The sequence below is a fragment of the bacterium genome (genome assembly GCA_016702305.1).
GTDB lineage: Bacteria > Electryoneota > RPQS01 > RPQS01 > RPQS01 > JABWCQ01.
Window position 1 is genome coordinate 746,353 of sequence record JADJEH010000002.1, and the last position, 17,579, is coordinate 763,931.

Sequence of the window (17,579 nt, forward strand, 5' to 3'; positions counted from 1 at the left end):
CGGGTTCACACAAAGAAGTTTCCGGGGCGCGCAGTAAAAGTTGCGCGCGAGATGTTGAAGAAAGAACTTATCATCAATTCGACGACCGCGGAGACGCGCATAGCGTTGGTCGAAGATGGATCGTTGGTCAATCTGTTTGTGGAATTCCCCGACGCTGAGCGCAACGTCGGTGACATCTACAAAGGGGTGGTACGCAAGGTGCTGCCCGGTATGCAGGCATCATTCGTGCATATCGGTTGGCCAATTGACGGTTTCATCCATTTTTCCGATTTGTTTCAGAGCGCGGTGGACATGGCCGAAGGCGCGGACATGGAAGAGGTCACTCAGCCGGAAAAGCGCGAAGGCCGCAAGCGTGCATGGAAGCCGCGTGCCGAGCTCAAGGCCGGTCAAGAGATTTTGGTGCAGGTGATCAAGGAACCGCTGGGCACCAAGGGGCCGCGCCTCACCTCGCAGATTTCCTTGCCGGGCCGTTTCCTCGTGCTTGTGCCCGGTGACAATCTGGTCGGCGTGTCCAAACGCATTCCCGATTTCAAAGAGCGCAAGCGCTTGAAGAGCATTCTCAAGCAGATTCGCCCCGAAGGATTTGGCCTGATCTGTCGCACGATTGGCGAAGGCAAGACCGACGCCGAAGTGCGGCATGATTTGAATACGCTTGTGCGTCTGTGGCGAATGATCGAAAGCCGGATTGAGACGGCGCCGGCTCCCAGCCGTGTCCACAAGGAAGCGCCGCTCACGTCGAGCATCATCCGTGATCTATTCGGTCCGGACGTGGATCGCGTCGTCATTGACGACAAGCGGCTCTATCGCGAAATCCGCGCTTACGTGCGTGCCGTTGCCCGGCCCCTGCTGGATCGTATTCAGTATCATGAGGGCCCGGGCCCCGTTTTCGACTTGTTCAATATCGAGCAGGAGATCGAGAAGGGATTGTCGCGGCGCGTGTGGTTTGGCGGCGGCAGCTATCTAATCATCGAGCAGACTGAGGCCGTCGTCACGATTGACGTCAATTCAGGACGCTTCGTTGGCAAGGAGGAGCAGGAAGAGAACAATCTGCGGGTGAATCTCAAGGCCTGCCGGGAAATTGCCCGACAGATTCGGCTCCGCGACCTCGGCGGCATCATCATCATTGACTTCATTGATATGTATGGCGAGTCGAATCGTAAAAAGGTGTTTGACGCGATGCATCAAGCCTTGTCGTCCGATCGCGCCAAGTGGGACATTGCCCCGATCAGCCAGTTCGGAATCTTGGAGATGACCCGCCAGCGGACCAAGTCATCCCTGGTTCACGCGTTCAATGAACCCTGCCCGACCTGTAACGGCTCGGGGCTGATTGAGTCGAAGGAGACGGTCGTCACGCGGTTGCAGTCGTGGGTTCGGCGCTTCCGGGCTCAGACCGGAGAGATGGGTCTCACTATCAAAGCCCATCCGGTCATTGTCGAATATATCACACAGGGCATGCGTTCACACCTCCGCCGAATTATGTGGGACTCACTGCTGTACATCAAGCTGGAACCGGACACGACTCTAAAGATAGATGAATTCAAGGGTTACAGTTGGAAGCAAAAGCGCGATGTCACAGATCAGTTTGAGGCCCGATTTGTTGAGAAAACTGGGACTTGACTCTAAAGTCCAGGATTCCTATATTCACAGTCTGACAATTTTACGGGTCAAGATGTACGCAATTTGTAACCTCAAAGGTCACCAGGTCAAGGTCCGCCCGGACGAGACCGTCAAGGTGCAGTACCGCGCAGATGTGCAGCCGGGGGACATGATTGTCCTCGACGACATTCTGTTGCTGCATGATGGCAAGCAGCTCAAGGTGGGCAAACCGAACGTGGCGGCCAAAGTGCACGCCAAGGTCGTTGAGCACGGCCGCGATCCGAAAGTGATCGTGTTCCGCAAGAAGAAGCGCACCGAATATCGCAAGCATAAGGGCCACAAGCAGTGGTTCACGATGCTGCATATCGAGAAGATCGAAGCGAACTAACCTCCGGAACTCTCCTCATGGCTCATAAAAAAGGACAAGGTTCAACCCGCAATGGTCGCGACAGCCAGCCCAAGATGTTGGGTGTGAAGCGCTTCGCGGGCCAGTTTGTGCGCGCCGGCGAGATTATCGTGCGTCAGCGCGGCACCCGCATTCATCCCGGTGAACACGTCGGCATGGGCCGCGATCACACGTTGTTCGCGAAGGCGGACGGCACGGTGCAATTCGCGGACGGCGGTCGTTCGAACCGCAAGTTTGTGCGCATCGTACTCGAGTCCGCGTAAGAGCCTGCCGCACGGCGCGCCCGCATCACTCGTCGCTGATTTTTTTTTCAAGTGCGGCTTTCCTCGGGAAGCCGCACTCTGTATTTATCCTACTCCTCTTTCCAAACCCCCTTTAGTCCATGAAAGTAACCGTTATCGGCGGTGGCAACGTCGGCGCCACCTGTGCCTACATTCTGTCCGACAAGAATATTTGCCGCGAAGTCGTTCTGCTGGACATCGTTGACGGTATCCCGCAGGGCAAGGCGCTCGACATGTTCGAGGCCGCGCCGGTCGGGGGAACGAGCACGCGCGTGACTGGCACGAATAATTATGCGGATACGGCCAACTCGGACATCATCGTGATGACCGCCGGTAAGCCGCGTACGCCGGGCATGTCCCGCGACGATCTGCTGGCGGCTAATGTCGAGATCATGCGCTCGGCGATCGGCGACGCGGCCAAGGCTTCGCCGAATGCGATTATCATCATCGTGTCGAACCCGCTGGATGCGATGTGCTACACGGCGCTGAAGCTCACGGGATTTCCGCACCACCGCGTATTCGGTATGGCGGGTATTCTGGACACGGCTCGCTACCGCGCGTTTATCGCGATGGAACTGGGTGTGTCCGTGAAGGATGTCGCGGCTTGCGTGATGGGCGGACACGGCGACACGATGGTGCCGCTGCCACGCTTGACGACGGTCGGCGGCGTGCCGTTCACCGAACTTGTGTCGAAGGAGCGCGTGGACTCAATTGTTCAGCGTACGCGCGACGGCGGCGCCGAAATCGTTAAGTATCTGAAGACCGGTTCGGCCTACTACGCTCCAGCGGCTGCCGCGGCGGAGATGGTGGAGTCCATCATCATAGATCAGAAGCGCGTTCTGCCGTGCGCCGTGTGGCTGCAAGGCGAATACGGATGCAAGGATATCTACATGGGCGTGCCCGTGGTCGTTGGCCGGAAGGGCGTCGAGCGCATTCTTGAAATGAAACTGACGGCCGAAGAGCGCGCGATGTTCGATCATTCCGCCGAAGCAGTGCGTTCGCTGCTGGCGGCAATTAAGCTGTAATCTGAAATCTCAAAGGAGACGACGATGCCTACTATTGGTGTGGTACTCTCCGGCTGCGGCTACTTAGATGGCGCGGAGATCTACGAAGCGACGTTGACATTGCTTGCGCTCGACCGGCGCGGGATTACCTATCAGTGTTTGGCTCCGGACGTGCTGCAGATGCACGTCGTCAACCACAAGACCGGCGAGGCCACCGGCGAGACGCGCAACGTATTGACCGAAGCGGCTCGCATCGCCCGGGGAAAGATCGAACCGCTGGCTGAATCGTGGTTGGAGCGACTCGACGCGGTGATATTTCCGGGTGGATTTGGTGCGGCCAAGAACTACTGTGACTTCGCCGTCAAAGGTGAAGGTTGTTCAATCCATCCGCTGGTCGAGTCGTTTATGCGCAAAGCCGCGCAGGCGAAGCTGCCAATAGGCGTGATTTGCATCGCGCCGGTTGTTCTGGCGCGGGCGCTGAAGGGCACCGATGTTCATCCACAATTGACCGTCGGCGCTCCATCAGGAGCATCGCAAGCTGTGGATAACTTCGGAAGTCAACACATTCCGTGCGAGGTGACGAATTGCGTGGTGGATCATGAACGACGCATCGTGTCCACTCCGGCGTTTATGTATCAAGCTCGCATCAGTGAAGTTGCTCAAGGTATTGACAAGCTGGTGGAGCAAATTGCCGCAATGGTGACGATTGAGCGCACCGTTGCCGTGGGTTAATCGCAACATGCCTCGCGTTGAGATTCATGTTGAGAGATAGCGACCCGCCGCTCCAAATGCAAAGCAAGTGATTCCAGTTCTCTGCCAAGACCCGTCCGAAATGGACGGGTCTTTTGTTTTAGACGTCAAACCTCTCTAAGAACGTGTGCAGGTAGGCTTGGCATTTGCTATATTGGATTGCGTGAACATGATCCTGATGCGCGAATGACGACGATCCGAAACACTACGCTGATTCTAACTCCTGACTCCGAAACGCGGCAAGCTGTGTCGGAGGGCTTGCTCACGTCCGGTTGGACCACACTCGCGGCGGCGAATCTCGCTGCTGCAATTCGCAATCCGGCGACGGGCGAGGCACAGGTATGGTTAGTATCGTTGGACATCGTGCTGACCGACGAATTCGCGCAGTGGCACCACACGACGTATCCGCACATTCCGGTGATCGGTCTGACTGGAAACGATACCGAGCGCCCGAAGTTTGACGCGCTGAACTCTGTGTTTGCGGTCGTAAATCCGCACACGCAGCCGCTGTGGCAGTTAGATCTGTTGCTCAATCGCGCCGCCGAATCGAGGCGAACATCGCTGTCCGCGGACGACAAATTAGCTTCGTCATATCGCAGCCTGTTCGCGTCGACAACCTCACTTCACTCGTCTGAAACACTTGGCGCTCTGCTTGAGTCGTGTTGCCGGGAAGTGGCGCGTGGAACCGGATTCAATCGGGCGGTGTTGGTGCTGGCCGATGACAAGAATCGCATTCAATCGGCGCGCGCGTACTTCAACCACCCGAGCTTGGTGCTGGAACTTGCTGACTACTTCGGTCAGCCGTTGATGCCTGTGATACCGGATCAGACCGTCACGAGATGGGGCCGCGGTTTTGGCGTCGGCTCCGCTCACGAAGCGGCGCCCACCCGCCACATCATCCTTCCTTTGGAAGGCAAAGACGGCGCCGTTCTGGGTTTCCTGACGCTCGATCAGCCCGCTGCGGAAGTTGAGAACTTAGCCGGTTTGAGCGAACCGATTGCTCTGCTCCTCAATTTCGTCGCCGTAATCCTCGAATTGCAACAACTGCGCAGCGATCGCCAGCACCACGCATTCCACGACGATCGCAGCGGTTCAGAGCGGCAGGTCGAACAGCGATTGGCACAGGACCGCTTCACGCGACTAGTCGGCCTGACTGATGATATCGTCTACCTGACCGACGCCAAAGGTCGAATAGTCTATTTGAATGAGACGTTCAGCACGATCCTCGGATTTGCGCGAGAAAACTACGTGGGTCTGCCGCTGCCGCAGGTACTCAGCGATCTGGCGGCGGAGAGTGCGGCCACCACGGCGCTCGTGCAGTCAATCGAATCGCGTGACGATGATCGAATTCGCCACGAGCTTGAGCTCTTTACCAAGAGTGGTTATCGTCGTCCATTCATGCTGTCGCATCAGTGGATTCGTCAGGCGCATGAGATTGTCGCGGGACAGGGGATTCTGCGGGACATCAGCGAACGACGCGAGCTGTTGGCTGAGCTCACTCGCGCCGAACGGTTAGGCATCGCCGGAAGATATGCCAGCGGTGTTGCGCATGAGATTAACAACCCGCTGCAAGCGATTGCCTCGCACCTGTCCGGACTCGGCGCGTCCCTCGCGGCCGACAAACACGCCCAAGCCAGCATTGGCGTCGTGGCGGATTCCGTGGACCGTATTCGGCAATTGACGCGCAGCCTCATGGATATGCAGCGGCCTGATCAGATGGCGCTGGTGAAATCGAATGTGCATGACGTGGTTGAGCGCGCGCTCGCCTTACACGCACCGCAGTTTCGCAACGCGGGAGTGGACATCCAGCGAGAATTCGCGACGAACCTACCGCACGTTCCGATGCGCCCGGCGGAGATCGAGCAGGTTTGCATCAACCTGATCACGAATGCCCTGCAAGCGATGCCGGATGGCGGCAGGCTTACGATTTCGTCGCGTTTGGAAGGCGGGACGGTGTCCGTTGAGTTCCGCGATAGCGGTAAGGGCATTGCGCCGGAGATTCTGCCGCGGCTGTTTGCGCCGTTTGCGACCTACCGCGAGCAGGGCGGCGGCCTGGGTTTGGGACTATATCTGTCCCGGGAGATCATGCTGCAGCACGGCGGTGATTTGCGCGCGTCCACACCGCCGGGGGGCGGCGCCCAATTCGCACTGCTATTGCCCGCAGGCACACAATAATAAAAAGCGGCGCCTCCTCGGAAGCGCCGCTTTAGTTTTGCTGCAAACTGCCTTACAATGGAACGTGTAATAGAGTCGAGCTCGTCACGATGTGCAACGACGCCAATTCAATCCCGACCTCGCGTGATATCCGCTTGAGCCGGTCGCCGGTCGCCAAGTCAAAGGCGGAGGGATTCGTTTGTCCCGAAGGATGATTGTGTAAGAGTGAGTAGACGCGGGCGCCCAGAAGAAAAGCGGGACGCAACGCGGCATATGGTAAGACGTCAAGCGATGACACCGTGCCAGACACTAACAACTCCGAATGCAAAAGCTGTTGTTCATCGGTCCAATACAGTCCATACAACTGCTCGAACGGCGACGTCCGCACTTTACTCGCCACGTGGTCAATCGTCAGCGCCTGCGGCATCGCGTGCGCGGTAGACAGGCGTTGCAATGCCAACGCCGCCGCGAGCTTATGTGCTGGAGCTCGACTGATAGACAGATGATGGCGAATCGCGTCGGCACTGCTTAGGGTCGCAATCCCTTCCCATCGCGCGCGCCGCAGATATTCCGCGCACCGCAGGCGGTCCAATTCGCTCACTTCTATCGGTGCAAACAAATCCTCCAAGGCCTTGGTCAAATCCGCGTCGTCCATGGTTCAGCTAATCGGCGAACCCGACGGCGCATCAGAGGGAGTTGGCAGAATGGCGAGGTCTTTCCCCCATTTGACCGCGAGCAACATGCCTTCAGACACTTCGCCGCGCAGCTTTGCCGGTTTCAGATTCGCGACGACAACGATTTGCTTGCCGACCATTTCTTCCGGCGTGTAGAACTCGGCGATTCCCGCAACAATCTGACGAGCCTGATCACCAATGCGCACTTGCAGTTTCAGCAGCTTGTCTGATCCGGCAATCCGTTCCGCTGCGACGACTTCCGCCGTGCGCAGGTCAATCTTGCGAAAGTCGTCTATGGTAATGAGCGAATCGTCAGGCGCCGGAGCTGCGGTCGCCGCCGCAGCCGGTACCGACGGTGCTTCGCCATGTACATACTCAGCCAGTGCCACTCGCACCTCCTTTTCATCCAAGCGGGGAAACAGCGCGTCGCCTTTGCGCATGCGCGCACCGACCCGAACCTGCCCCCACCGGGCATGTTCTTCCAACTTCAACATGCGCACCGGTTCGCCGATGCGCGAGAGCAGATCCACGGCCTTTCCGGGCATCACGGGATAGAGGAGCACGGCGGCAATGCGCAGCGCCTCGATGCAATTCGTGAGGACTGTCGCCGCCTGATCTCGATCTGTCTTGACCAGCGACCACGGTGCTGAGTTCTCGAAATAGCGATTCGTCGCGCGCACAAGCTGCAGCGTTTCTTCGATCAACGTGTGCCACTTCATGTCCGCCGCCCAAGCTGGTGCGTTGGCGCAGAGGGACTGCGCCATGTCCTTCAGCTCGGCGTCGGGTGTGGTCGCGGCCGGAATCGCGCCGTCAAAATGATCGCCGATCAGTTTGGCAACTCGTGAAAAGAGATTCCCGAAGTCATTCGCCAAGTCGCTATTCACGCGTTTCAGCATCGCTTCGACTGAAAAAGAGGCGTCGAGTCCTACTACCATTTCACGCAAGAGGAAGTAGCGCACCGCGTCAACCCCGAACACTTTGATCAGCGGCTCGACGGCAATCGGCTTGCCGGACGATTTCGAGATTTTCGCGTCGCGGAAATTCCAGTAGCCATGTACGGTCAGATGCTTGAACACGGGCAAACCGGCGGCATGCAGCATGATCGGCCAGTAGATGCCGTGCGGCTTAACAATGTCCTTTCCAATCAAATGCTCGCAGGCTTCCCACCGCGCATGCCACGATTCCTCCCGGCCGTAATCAATGCCACTCAGATAATTGAGCAGAGCGTCAAACCAAACATACGTAACATAGTTCCGGTCGAACGGCAGTTCGATTCCCCAGCTCAATCGTTCTTTCGGTCGCGAAATGCATAGGTCTTCGAGCGGTTCACGCAAGTATCCCAGAACTTCGTTCCGATAGCGTTCAGGCCGCACGACGTCAGGATGCTGCTCGATATAGTCGCGCCACCAGTCCTGGTACTTGCTCATGCGAAAGAAGTAGTTCGACTCTTTCACTTTATCCGGAATCGTACCATGATCCGGACACTTGCCGTCCACGAGCTCTTTTTCCGTGCGGAAGCGCTCGCAGCCCGTGCAATAGAGCCCTTCATACTCGCCGAAATAGGTGTCACCTTGATCGTGGAGCTTCTGCAAAATACTCTCGACCACGGCGCGGTGATCCGGGTCGGTCGTGCGGATGAACCGATCGGGCATCACATAAAGCTGCGGCCACAAGATGCGGAATCGGCCGCTGATTTCATCCACAAAGGCCTGCGGCGTCAGATTCTTCGCCGCGGCAGCTTTGGCGATCTTATCACCGTGCTCGTCCGTCCCGGTCAGAAAATATGCGTCTTCACCGAGCAGACGCCGAAACCGCGCCGCCGTGTCCGCCAGAATCGTGGTATAAGCTGTGCCGATGTGCGGGTCTGAGTTGACGTAGTAGATCGGCGTCGTAACGTAGTAGTGCTTCATAGTGTCGTTTATTCGTCGTCGCCCGCGTCACTGCCGCCGCCGCTTTCACTGCTTGCCGCTCCGCCTTCACCGGCGTGCCTGCGACGGCCTCCGCGCCGCCGTTTCTTACGTGCCGGTTGCCCTTCTGTGCCGGGTGCTGGCGCGGCCTGCTGCGTAGGCTCACTCTGTGGACGCGGTTGACGAGGGGGTTGCTGCGGCTGGGGCGGACGAGCTTGCGGCTGCTGTGGCGGACGCGCCTGCTGTTGTTGTGCTTGCGGCGGGCGGGGTGGACGCTCCTGCGCCGGCGGGCCTGACTGTGCCGCCGCCTCGCCAGTTGGCGCGCCATCGGCGGGCCGTTTTTTCTTCTTCTTGCGTTTGCGCTTGGACGGTGAATCCATAGTGACCGAAACATCGGTGGAGACGTCAAGCGACTGTTCATCGTCGTCCTCAAAGTCCACCCGGAAACCGCCCTCTGCTCGCAGTGTAATTCGATTGCCCCGCAGTCCGTCGGAAGTCGGCGCAGGGGTCGCCGTCGCTGACTGGGCTTGCGGCAGTTCGGGCGAGCCGCCTTTTTTCCCGCACGTGCAGATACATTCGTTCTTCGGCATCTGCGGCCGCCAATTGGTCAGTTCGACAAACTGCTCCTTGGTATAGCGGTCGAGGGTTCCGTTGCCGTAACGCACCTGAATCTGCTCGCGCACGACGTCAAGCTTGTCCACTTCACCCATGCCCTTATCTTCGTCCTTGATCGGATGTCCGACTTTAGGACACTCGCGCTGGAAATCCCGGTAGATATCCAACTCATAGCGCAAGCAGCATTTCAGTCGTCCGCACACGCCGGACAGCTTGGACGGATTCAGCGGCAGAAACTGATCGCGCGGCATCTGCGTGGTAATCGGCTTGAACTCGGTCAAAAACGTCGCGCAGCACAGCGCGCGCCCGCACACGCCGTAGCCGGAGATTTTCTTCGTCTCATCACGTGCTCCGATCTGCCGCAAGTCTATTCGCGTCCGAAACCGTGTTGCCAAATCGCGCACGAGATCGCGGAAGTCCACACGGCCCTCCGCGGTGAAAAAGAACGTCATCTTGCGGCCGTCCCACTGCAACTCAACGTCCACGAGTTTCATATCGAGATTGTGCCGCAGTATCTCAACTCGCGCGACCCGCTTGGCTTCGGCTTCACGCTCGCGGTTCGCTCGCAGCTTGTCAACGTCAGCTGTCTTGGCCTTGCGCACGACGACAAGTCCGGGTTTCTCGCCAGGCGGGTCCCCGGTCCGAAGTCCGACGAAAGCGACCTTGCCTAAATCCTGTCCGCGGTCTGTTGAGACCACGGCCAAGTCGCCGCGTTGAAACGGATATTGCAAAGGATTCGCAGCATACTCAGTGCGGCGACCTTTAAATTCTAATTCGAGTAGTTCGTTCATATAGGGGAATTAGGCGCGCGCCCGCTGTCCGAGCGCGCGGTGCAATTCGATCGCCAGCGCAGTCAGCACCAGCGCGGGAGTGTAGCCGGCCGAACGTGATCCGGCGGCGCGATCCACGGCGGCCATGGCTTGAACAAAATTTGCCTGTGGATAGGCGGCCGTCAACTTGGCGATCCGTTCGCGCTGCGACGGGAAGTTCAATTCAGCGGATACAACATTGGTCGCCTTCGCCGCCGCGTCCGACAAGAACAAGGCCATCAGTTCAAAGAAAGCCTCGTCAAGAAACGCGGTGTCTTCCAGCAGCTTAGTCACTTTTTCGTTGACCTTGTCCGGCGCGAGCATTGCCGCCGCCGCCAGAAACTCCACCGCCGCCTGTTCCAGCACGGCCGCTTCCATTTCCGCGAACGCCAGCGCCCGCCGCACGCTTCCGCCGGCCAAAGCGGCGGCCAGCTCGGCGGCACGAGCCTCAACTCCGGAGTCCATCAGCGCACTCCGCAGTTCTACGGTTGAGTAGGCGGACAATTTCACCGACTGGCAGCGCGAACGCACAGTCGGCAGAACCGTTTCGAGTTGTGATGCCGTCAAGATAATCGTCGCACTGGTCGGCGGTTCTTCGATAACCTTGAGCAGCGCGTTCTGCGCCTCCCGCAGCATCTTGTCTGCATTCAGCAGCACGAACACCGATTGCCGCGCCTGATACGGTTTGCGGTAAGCCATGTGCAGCAACTCGCGCGCATCGGCCACGCGAATCTTGGATCCCGTGGCGAGCTTTCTTCGTGCGGCTTTGCTGTCGGCTGCCGTCAACTCCGCAAGATCCGCCGGAGCATACGGATCACGTGCCAACCTTTCACGCAGTAGATTGAGCTCTTTGGGATACGTTTCACTGGCCGGAGTGTCCGAATCCTTCGGCGCGCCTGACGGCGCCACGATATGCAGGTCGGGATGGTGCAGCGTGCGCAAAGCTATGCACTGCGCGCACTGGTCGCAATACCGGTCGCCCGGCTGATCACACAGTAACAACCGCGCGAATTCGAGGGCTACAGCACTCTTGCCGATCCCCTCCGGCCCGCTGATAAGATACGCGTGAGCTGACCGTCGTTGGCGCACGGACGCGGCCAGCCGCTGTCGGGCATCGGCGTGCCCCAGCCAGATCACGGTCTTCAGTTCTTTGCGGGCGCGAGCCATCCGAGCGGATCCTGCTTTTCTTTTCCGGACCAAACTTCAAAATGCATCGTATATTCGGAACGGACACTGTCAAACTCAGAGCGCCCCAACAGGTCACCGGGCCGGACCGCTTGGCCCTCGACGACCCTAACATCACTCAAACGCGCATAGACCGTGTGATGATCTCCGGAATGCTGCACGATGCATACGGTGCCGTAGCCCCGGAGCCAGCTAATCGTCGCCACCACTCCGTCCGCGACGGCGTGCACTGGCTGCGCTGACTTGTTCACGAGATCAATCCCCGGGTTCTCTGTTTCGGTATTGAACACCATGTTGCGCCGTGTCCCAAACGACCTGGACACGGAACCTTGCGCAGGCCAAGGCAGCAACCCCTTCAGCATCAAGAACGACCCTGAGGCGGGTGCGCTCGGAATGGAACGGGTATCCGCTGCAAAGCTCTCTGGATTTCGACGGGTCAACGCCGGCGCAACGGCGGGCTCAGGAGCCGCTGAAATTGCCGCGATGACTAATGTCTCGATGGTCACCAAGTCGGTACTGGAGCGGGCCAGGGCCGCTTCGGCTGACAACCGCAACCGGTGCAAGGCCCGGTAGCGCTGTTCGGCGCGGGCCAAGTCTAAGTCTCCTGCGGTACCCCAATGCTCCAGCCAGCGCCGCTCACGGGTTTCGGCCAACGCCGTCCGGGCCAGCAAGGCGGTCAGGGGTTGCCGTTCTGCCTCAAGAATCCCATATTGACTGTCAAGCGTATTGAGCAAAGCAGCCAAGCTGTCGGGCGCGGCGAGGAGACTGTCAGCGGAATCCGCAGACACCTGTGGCGAAAACACCGTCAGCGCACTCATTGCCGCGATGTAAGCAATTAAATTACAAAGTCTTATCAATTTAGCCACGATATGAATAGGCTAAATGATATGATAACAGTTCATTCTGCAAGTCGCAACAACCTAACACTGTTCGTCTAACATATTCCGGAGGAGGCCCCATGATTTGGTTACTTGTCCTTTGCTTCCCCGCGCTGGCTATAGCACAGTTCGGTTTGCCACCAGACCGGCCACTTCACGAGTTGTGCGGTCATAGCACGCAAGGCGCCGGCCGCCAGCAGTTCGCCGCGCTGGACGCTGAGAGTCTGCACACGTACGATCAACTGCACCTGGAGTTGGACCTGCGCGTTGAGCACGCCGATGTGCCGCTGGTGGGTTATGCGACCATCACGCTGGTCGCGCGCGAATCGTTGCCCACGATCCCGTTTAACGCCGAGGGCCTCGCCGTGACGGATGTGTGGGTGAACAACCTTGCCGTCTCGTTTGTGCACATTTTCGGATACGCTCCATGTGCAGCGCACCGTCGCGCTCGCGGAGACGGTGGCTGTTCGTATCGCCTTTTCCGCCGAGCCTAACCCTGACTGGAACGACGTTGGCTACCAGACGGGCTGGGAGCAGGCCTATACCTTCAGCGAGCCATATGGAGCGCGGCGCTGGTACCCGTGCTGGGACCAGCCGAGTGATAAATTCAGTACTCTGCAAACGCGTGTGAATATGCCGGAGCATTGGTCGCTGGCCGCCAACGGAGCGCTCGTCAGCACCGATTATCCCGAGGCAGGTCGCAAGCGCCAGACCTACGAACATGATCGCCCGATCTCACCCTATCTTGTCTCCATCGCGGCGGGACTGTTTGCCAAGACAGAATTCACGCAGGACAATGTGTTCTACCGCTACTACGTTTGGCCGTGGGATTCGCTGCCGGCTGCCTACGACTGGGAACGCACGCCGCAAATGACGGCTGCCTTCGTCGAGCGATTTGGTCCATACCCGTTTGCGCAATACGGCATGGCGGCGACTGATATCTTCGGCGGCTGGGGCGCCATGGAGCATCAGACCTTCACAACCTACGGTTTCAATCTGGTAGACAGCCTGCGCACGTTCGAAGGTATCGTCGCCCACGAACTCGCTCACATGTGGTTTGGCGATCATCTGAGTCCGGTGGACTTTCGCAATATGTGGCTGAATGAAGGGTTTGCGACATACGGCAATCTTTTGTGGGTTGAGCATCTCGGCGGCGAGAACGAGCTGCAGCGCTCGCTTGACGAATTGCGCGGTATTATCGTGGACGAGGCACGCAATCATCCGCCGCTCTATCCGGTCTACGATCCGCCGCCGGACCGGCTCTTCGGCGTGAACCAGTACTATAAGGGTGCGTGGGTTCTGCACATGCTGCGGGGCTATTTCGGACTGCCATCAGATTCCACGTTCTTCCCGATGATGCAGGCCTATGTGGACTCGTTTGCGGGCGGCACGGTCAGCACGGAGGACTTTTACAGGATCGTCAGCATGCACTATCCCGAAGATGATCTGCGGTGGTTCTTCGATCAATGGGTTTATGGTGTTGGCCACCCGGTGATTGAAGTGGCGTTTACCGAGACCGGACCGCACCAAATCACGGCCACTGCACGGCAAGTTCAGCCATGGCCAGAGCGCTTCCGAACCTCTTTGAGCGTTGTGATCACTACGGATTCTGGTCCCTTTCACACCAGCATGCCGATCGCACCTCAAGACGTGAGTGAATTCGTCTTCGACTTGCCGGATTTGCATTCCGTTGAGCTCGCCGATTTTCAAGCGGAGCTTGTGGAAGCCTCTGCACTTCCGGTCATGAACGATCCGGCCACGCCGCTTTCTTTCTCAATCGGCGCGGCCTATCCGAATCCCTTCAACCCGAGCGTAACCATCCCGTTGGAATTGTCCCAACACAACACGGTTACGTTGAGTCTGTTTGATCTAACAGGTCGGCAGATCGCCCAAGTCTTTTCGGGGGAACTCGATCCGGGAACCCACGACATCCAATTTGAAGCTCCCGCATCGTTAGCCGCGGGCATGTATCTTCTGCGCGCGCGCAGCGGTGCATCGTCGAGAACTCAGAAACTGCTTCTTCTCAAATAGTGAAACTGCAAGTCGTTACCGTTGGCAAATTGCGTGAAGCCTACTTCAAGGCCGCCTGCGATGAATACGCTGGCCGCATCCGTCACTTTTTACCCTTCGATGAGTTCGAAGTACCCAGCGCAACCAGTGAAGGTGGTAACGGTACGGGCAAGGGTGCCTTGATCAGCGAGGCCGATGCCCTGCTGAAGCAGGTGCCCGCAGGTTCCAAGCTCGTTGCGCTGGACATCAAAGGTAAGCAACTGTCGTCCGAAGCCCTCTCGCAATTCTTACAGGACGAAATGCTTGCCAGCACCCATCGCTTGAGCTTCATAATCGGCGGAGCGTGGGGGTTGGCTCCAAGTTTGTTAGATAATGCGGCGCTTCGCCTGAGTTTTTCGCCGATGACCTTTCCGCATGAGTTGGCGCGTGTTCTTTTGTACGAGCAGCTCTATCGGGCTCTAAGCCTCTGGAAAGGGCTTCCTTATCACAAGTAAAATAGTTAGTTACGGTGCATCTTGCAGGTTGGCTGGGGATTTCGTAGCTTCTTGGATTACCCACGCACAAACTTCTCTATGCTGACCCCAGACCAGATTCGCGACGCGCTCAAGACGATCAAATTTCCCGGCCTGACCCGGGACATCGTGTCCTTTGGTATTGTCAAGGACATACAAGTCCAGGACGGCACGGTGCAGGTGCACATTACCGTGGCCGCGCGCGACGAAGACACTCCGGGTAAGATTGAGGAAGCTGTAGCCAGCGCGGTCCGCGACCTGCCCGGTGTTTCTGAGGTTCAGGTGCACATGAAGTGGACGCAGCCCGCCTCGGCGCCGCAGCAGCCTCATTCGCGGCCTGCGCCGACTGGTCCTATTCTGCCGGACGTGCGCGTCAAGATCGCTGTGGCATCGGGCAAAGGCGGGGTAGGGAAGAGCACCGTTGCGGCAGGTTTGGCGCTGATGCTTCAGGATCTCGGCTTCACGGTGGGACTGGCCGATTTCGATATCTATGGTCCCTCTGTCCCGACGCTGTTTGGCATCCACGACCGCCCGCGCGTGATTGATAACATGATTCTGCCGCTTGAACGCAACGGCATGAAACTCATGTCCATGGGATTTCTCGTTGAACCCGAGACGCCGATGATCTGGCGCGGCCCCATGGTGCATCAGGCCGCCGAGCAGTTTCTGCGCGACGTGGCTTGGGGCGCATTGGATATTCTCATCGTAGACCTGCCGCCCGGAACGGGTGACGCGCAGATGACTCTCAGTCAACGCATACAATTGGACGGCGCAGTCATCGTCTCGACTCCGCAGGACTTGGCGTTGATTGACGCACGCAAGGGTGTAGCGATGTTTCAGAAGCTCAATGTGCCGATCCTCGGCATCGTAGAGAATATGGCCAGCTTCACGTGCCCGCATTGCGGCGGTGAATCGCACATCTTTGGAGTTGGCGGCGCGGAACGCGAAGCGGAACGGCTGGGGTGCGCTCTGCTCGGTCGTTTGCCGCTCGTGCCGCAATTGGTCATCGCGGCTGACGCGGGCGACCCGATGCTGGCAATCGAAACGAACCCCGTGCTGAACTCTGTTTTTCGCGCGATGGCCCAAGCGGTCGCGCAACGCGTCGGCCTGTAATTCATAACACGATTGAGCGGGACAGCCGCCTGCTTTCGCGGCGGCAGGGTCTGCACTGAACCTCCCGCTAAATTCGCTTCCGACCTTTGATCTGCTGTTTCTCCCTTTCATATTTGTTGGACAATTTGTATGTATCTACCGTTAGCACAATCGCTCCGCGCACGTATTCCCGCGCTGTCCCCTGCCGTCCACACGACTCTGCAAGTCGTTTTCGGCAGCCTGTTCATTGCACTTTTCGCCCAGATATCGATTCCGATTCCCTATAGCCCAGTCCCGGTGACCGGGCAGACGTTTGCCGTCTTGGCCGTGGCCATGGCCTTGGGCTCGCGCAATGGTGCGCTGGCCGTCCTGACGTACATTCTCGAAGGCGCAGCGGGCCTGCCGTTCTTCGCCGGCGGAGTGGGCGGCGCACTCTACTTACTGGGCCCCACCGGCGGCTACCTGTTCGGCTTCGTGCTCTGCGCCCTCGTCTGCGGCAAGTTGGCGGAATTGGGTTATGATCGTTCGTATGGCCGCATGCTAATCGCCATGACCCTCGGTCACTTGATCATCTTCATTCCGGGCATCCTGTGGCTCAGCCGCTTCGTTCCGGCCGGACAGGCCCTCGCGCTGGGCTTCGTGCCGTTTATTCCGGGTACGGTCTTGAAGACGCTCGCGGCTGCGGCGTTGTTCCCGCCCATTCGCAAAAAGATATAGCTAAGATGCCCACCGAAGAACAAGTTTACAATGCATTGGCCGCGGTCTACGACCCGGAGCTGCACCTGCCGATCACCGATCTCGGACTGGTCTACGGCGTCGAGATCGAGGGTGGCCGCGTGGACACCAAGGTGACCTTGACTTCAATGGGCTGTCCCTTGGCTGGAACAATTCTCGACATGTGCCGCGAAGCAATTCTGCGCCTCGACGGCGTGAACGAAGTGAATGTCGAGATCGTCTGGGATCCGCCGTGGAGCGTGGATATGATGAGCGACGAGGCGCGCATGCGGCTCGGCATGTTCTGATCCGCGACTCTACTCGCCACGTTTCTTACCTTTAATCTGGCACTGCGAGGCCGATAAGGTTTCCCGAATAGGAATCCATCGGCCGCCCGATGGATTTCTCTTTTTCAACATAGTCTCAATTATGCAAACTAAAATCAAGGCCAAGCTGGTGGATGCGGCCGGATTTTCGCGCACGATCACGCGTATCGCGCATGAAATCATCGAGCGGAATCGCGGCACGGAACAGCTCGGTTTAGTCGGCATGCAGACGCGCGGCGTCTATATTGCCCGACGTGTCGCCGCCAAAATCCGCGAGATCGAGAACCGCGATGTTCCGGTCGGTGTGCTTGACGCGACGCTCTATCGCGACGACTACCGCACCGCGCTGCGCCAACCGCATGTTCAGCAAACGGAAATCGGATTCGACCTGTACGATATCAACGTCGTGCTGGTAGACGACGTGCTCTACACGGGCCGCACCGTCCGGGCGGCGCTTGAAGCGATTATGGACCATGGCCGGCCCAAACGGGTGCAGCTCGCCGTCATGGTGGATCGCGGCCATCGTGAGCTGCCGATTAAGCCTGACTTTATCGGCAAGAACGTGCCGACCAGTATCAATGAAGAAGTCCAGGTGCACATGACGGAAGTGGATCAGGAAGACGCGATCTACCTGGTGGAGGTGGAAAAGTGAGTTTGCTATCGCAA

Annotated in this window: 18 protein-coding genes; 13 read left to right on the forward strand and 5 right to left on the reverse strand. The window is 58.4% G+C overall.

Annotated features, from left to right (window positions below; genetic code table 11):
* Positions 1-51 precede the first annotated feature (51 nt).
* The 6 genes from IPH10_07680 to IPH10_07705 all read left to right on the forward strand — a co-directional run bounded on the left by IPH10_07680 (position 52) and on the right by IPH10_07705 (position 6,212).
* Complete coding sequence (locus tag IPH10_07680) at positions 52-1,617, forward strand: Rne/Rng family ribonuclease (GenBank protein MBK6910796.1); 1,566 nt, start codon at positions 52-54, stop codon at positions 1,615-1,617.
* 52 nt (positions 1,618-1,669) lie between these two features.
* Complete coding sequence (rplU, locus tag IPH10_07685) at positions 1,670-1,984, forward strand: 50S ribosomal protein L21 (protein ID MBK6910797.1); 315 nt, start codon at positions 1,670-1,672, stop codon at positions 1,982-1,984.
* 17 nt (positions 1,985-2,001) lie between these two features.
* Positions 2,002-2,265: a 50S ribosomal protein L27 gene (gene rpmA, locus IPH10_07690; GenBank protein ID MBK6910798.1), complete on the forward strand. Its 264-nt coding sequence runs from the start codon at positions 2,002-2,004 to the stop codon at positions 2,263-2,265.
* Positions 2,266-2,384: 119 nt separating this feature from the next.
* Complete coding sequence (mdh, locus tag IPH10_07695) at positions 2,385-3,308, forward strand: malate dehydrogenase (GenBank protein MBK6910799.1); 924 nt, start codon at positions 2,385-2,387, stop codon at positions 3,306-3,308.
* A 24-nt stretch (positions 3,309-3,332) separates the two neighbouring features.
* A complete protein-coding gene (gene elbB, locus IPH10_07700; GenBank protein MBK6910800.1) occupies positions 3,333-4,019 on the forward strand; it encodes an isoprenoid biosynthesis glyoxalase ElbB in 687 nt (228 codons plus the stop codon).
* 204 nt (positions 4,020-4,223) lie between these two features.
* Positions 4,224-6,212 carry a PAS domain S-box protein gene (locus IPH10_07705; GenBank protein MBK6910801.1) on the forward strand — a complete coding sequence of 663 codons (1,989 nt, stop codon included), beginning with the start codon at positions 4,224-4,226 and terminating at the stop codon, positions 6,210-6,212.
* Between the two features lie 52 nt (positions 6,213-6,264).
* Here IPH10_07705 and IPH10_07710 read toward each other — a convergent pair whose 3' ends face one another.
* The 5 genes from IPH10_07710 to IPH10_07730 are packed head-to-tail and all read right to left on the reverse strand — an operon-like array spanning position 6,265 to position 12,199.
* Complete coding sequence (locus IPH10_07710; GenBank protein MBK6910802.1) at positions 6,265-6,846, reverse strand: hypothetical protein; 582 nt, start codon at positions 6,844-6,846, stop codon at positions 6,265-6,267.
* A gap of 3 nt (positions 6,847-6,849) precedes the next feature.
* The gene (metG, locus tag IPH10_07715; protein ID MBK6910803.1) at positions 6,850-8,775 is read right to left on the reverse strand and encodes a methionine--tRNA ligase; all 1,926 of its coding nucleotides are present in this window, start codon (positions 8,773-8,775) and stop codon (positions 6,850-6,852) included.
* Positions 8,776-8,783: 8 nt separating this feature from the next.
* The gene (locus IPH10_07720) at positions 8,784-10,178 is read right to left on the reverse strand and encodes a hypothetical protein (protein ID MBK6910804.1); all 1,395 of its coding nucleotides are present in this window, start codon (positions 10,176-10,178) and stop codon (positions 8,784-8,786) included.
* A gap of 9 nt (positions 10,179-10,187) precedes the next feature.
* A complete protein-coding gene (locus IPH10_07725; GenBank protein ID MBK6910805.1) occupies positions 10,188-11,363 on the reverse strand; it encodes a DNA polymerase III subunit in 1,176 nt (391 codons plus the stop codon).
* The gene (locus tag IPH10_07730; GenBank protein ID MBK6910806.1) at positions 11,339-12,199 is read right to left on the reverse strand and encodes a M23 family metallopeptidase; all 861 of its coding nucleotides are present in this window, start codon (positions 12,197-12,199) and stop codon (positions 11,339-11,341) included. Before IPH10_07730 ends, IPH10_07725 begins: the two co-directional genes overlap by 25 nt.
* Before the next feature lie 140 nt (positions 12,200-12,339).
* Here IPH10_07730 and IPH10_07735 point away from each other — a divergent pair, with 140 nt between their 5' ends.
* The 7 genes from IPH10_07735 to pyrR all read left to right on the forward strand — a co-directional run bounded on the left by IPH10_07735 (position 12,340) and on the right by pyrR (position 17,565).
* A complete protein-coding gene (locus tag IPH10_07735; GenBank protein ID MBK6910807.1) occupies positions 12,340-12,753 on the forward strand; it encodes a hypothetical protein in 414 nt (137 codons plus the stop codon).
* Entirely contained in the window at positions 12,689-14,290 is a 1,602-nt protein-coding gene (locus IPH10_07740; GenBank protein ID MBK6910808.1) for a T9SS type A sorting domain-containing protein, read from the forward strand. The genes IPH10_07735 and IPH10_07740 overlap by 65 nt, the downstream gene beginning before the upstream one ends.
* Positions 14,290-14,763, forward strand: coding sequence for a 23S rRNA (pseudouridine(1915)-N(3))-methyltransferase RlmH (locus tag IPH10_07745; protein ID MBK6910809.1), 474 nt, complete (start codon positions 14,290-14,292; stop codon positions 14,761-14,763). The genes IPH10_07740 and IPH10_07745 overlap by 1 nt, the downstream gene beginning before the upstream one ends.
* A 78-nt stretch (positions 14,764-14,841) precedes the next feature.
* The gene (locus IPH10_07750) at positions 14,842-15,894 is read left to right on the forward strand and encodes an Mrp/NBP35 family ATP-binding protein (GenBank protein MBK6910810.1); all 1,053 of its coding nucleotides are present in this window, start codon (positions 14,842-14,844) and stop codon (positions 15,892-15,894) included.
* Between the two features lie 129 nt (positions 15,895-16,023).
* A complete protein-coding gene (locus IPH10_07755; protein ID MBK6910811.1) occupies positions 16,024-16,590 on the forward strand; it encodes a biotin transporter BioY in 567 nt (188 codons plus the stop codon).
* Positions 16,591-16,595: 5 nt separating this feature from the next.
* On the forward strand, positions 16,596-16,895 hold the full coding sequence (locus IPH10_07760) for a DUF59 domain-containing protein (protein MBK6910812.1): 300 nt from the start codon (positions 16,596-16,598) through the stop codon (positions 16,893-16,895).
* A 121-nt stretch (positions 16,896-17,016) separates the two neighbouring features.
* On the forward strand, positions 17,017-17,565 hold the full coding sequence (gene pyrR / locus IPH10_07765) for a bifunctional pyr operon transcriptional regulator/uracil phosphoribosyltransferase PyrR (protein MBK6910813.1): 549 nt from the start codon (positions 17,017-17,019) through the stop codon (positions 17,563-17,565).
* The last annotated feature ends 14 nt before the right edge of the window (positions 17,566-17,579 follow it).

What these genes read in the sequence shown, in the direction of transcription:
- IPH10_07720 (MBK6910804.1), bottom strand. Translation starts at nt 10,178, where the DNA reads ATGAACGAACTACTCGAATTAGAATTTAAAGGTCGCCGCACTGAGTAT.
- IPH10_07750 (MBK6910810.1), top strand. Translation starts at nt 14,842, where the DNA reads ATGCTGACCCCAGACCAGATTCGCGACGCGCTCAAGACGATCAAATTT.
- mdh (MBK6910799.1), top strand. Translation starts at nt 2,385, where the DNA reads ATGAAAGTAACCGTTATCGGCGGTGGCAACGTCGGCGCCACCTGTGCC.
- IPH10_07710 (MBK6910802.1), bottom strand. Translation starts at nt 6,846, where the DNA reads ATGGACGACGCGGATTTGACCAAGGCCTTGGAGGATTTGTTTGCACCG.
- IPH10_07755 (MBK6910811.1), top strand. Translation starts at nt 16,024, where the DNA reads ATGTATCTACCGTTAGCACAATCGCTCCGCGCACGTATTCCCGCGCTG.
- rpmA (MBK6910798.1), top strand. Translation starts at nt 2,002, where the DNA reads ATGGCTCATAAAAAAGGACAAGGTTCAACCCGCAATGGTCGCGACAGC.
- IPH10_07735 (MBK6910807.1), top strand. Translation starts at nt 12,340, where the DNA reads ATGATTTGGTTACTTGTCCTTTGCTTCCCCGCGCTGGCTATAGCACAG.
- pyrR (MBK6910813.1), top strand. Translation starts at nt 17,017, where the DNA reads ATGCAAACTAAAATCAAGGCCAAGCTGGTGGATGCGGCCGGATTTTCG.
- IPH10_07725 (MBK6910805.1), bottom strand. Translation starts at nt 11,363, where the DNA reads ATGGCTCGCGCCCGCAAAGAACTGAAGACCGTGATCTGGCTGGGGCAC.
- IPH10_07680 (MBK6910796.1), top strand. Translation starts at nt 52, where the DNA reads ATGTTGAAGAAAGAACTTATCATCAATTCGACGACCGCGGAGACGCGC.
- rplU (MBK6910797.1), top strand. Translation starts at nt 1,670, where the DNA reads ATGTACGCAATTTGTAACCTCAAAGGTCACCAGGTCAAGGTCCGCCCG.
- metG (MBK6910803.1), bottom strand. Translation starts at nt 8,775, where the DNA reads ATGAAGCACTACTACGTTACGACGCCGATCTACTACGTCAACTCAGAC.
- IPH10_07760 (MBK6910812.1), top strand. Translation starts at nt 16,596, where the DNA reads ATGCCCACCGAAGAACAAGTTTACAATGCATTGGCCGCGGTCTACGAC.
- elbB (MBK6910800.1), top strand. Translation starts at nt 3,333, where the DNA reads ATGCCTACTATTGGTGTGGTACTCTCCGGCTGCGGCTACTTAGATGGC.
- IPH10_07730 (MBK6910806.1), bottom strand. Translation starts at nt 12,199, where the DNA reads ATGAGTGCGCTGACGGTGTTTTCGCCACAGGTGTCTGCGGATTCCGCT.
- IPH10_07705 (MBK6910801.1), top strand. Translation starts at nt 4,224, where the DNA reads ATGACGACGATCCGAAACACTACGCTGATTCTAACTCCTGACTCCGAA.